The following is a 752-nucleotide window of genomic DNA, read 5'->3' as shown; positions in this document are numbered from 1 at the left end:
ATTTCATCTGGTGTATGATATGCCAATATTTTTCTTGGTAGCGAATTGCACCAGGTTTCAATGTCAATGATTTCCTGAAGAGAATAGTTATTGATGTAATCACCCTTAGGAATGAATCTGCGAATGAGCCCATTATGTCTTTCAACAGTGCCTTTATCGCAAGAAGTATATGGATGGGCGTAATAGACTAAGGTATTAGATACTTCCTCTAGATTGGAAAGATCCGCAAACTCTGAACCATTGTCAGTTGTAATTGTCTTGAAGATTTCATTCCAGTGCTCACTATACTGCTTATGTAGAGTTTGAAAAGCGCTCATAACACTGGCAGCTGTCTTGTCTGGAATACGCAAGATTAGAAACTCACGGCTCATTCGCTCAGACAAAGTTAGCAGTACTTGATCATCTCTAGTCTTATGTCCTAAGACTAGGTCGCATTCCCAGTGACCAAACTCTTTTCGATCATTAATCTCTTTAGGGCGTTCTTCAATGCTTCGACCTAATTTCTTCTTGTTCTTATGAACACGATGAATTTTAGTATTACGCTTTAACTTCTCAGGCAAATCAGAGTTTCTGATAGCCAACAAGCCTTGATCTACATAGTTATATAGAGTTCTAGTGCAGACTATCTGGTCGCTGCTAAATTCACCCACAGCCAAGCAGCGATTGGCACATACATCAAGTGACCAATTGTCTTCAAAGAAATGCTTATTGACATACTTGATAAAGTCAGATTTCTTCAAGAAGTCTGATTT

Annotated in this window: 1 protein-coding gene; it reads right to left on the bottom strand. The window is 38.7% G+C overall.

What is annotated here, in order from left to right; all coding sequences use genetic code 11:
• On the bottom strand, nt 1-752 hold a 752-nt coding region (locus CP355_RS10010), incomplete at both ends, for an IS30 family transposase (RefSeq protein ID WP_098044454.1).

The sequence above is a fragment of the Lactobacillus sp. UMNPBX4 genome, assembly GCF_002554115.1.
GTDB lineage: Bacteria > Bacillota > Bacilli > Lactobacillales > Lactobacillaceae > Lactobacillus > Lactobacillus gallinarum.
The sequence above is the reverse complement of the archived record's forward strand: the minus strand, read 5'-3'. Positions and strand labels throughout refer to the sequence as shown.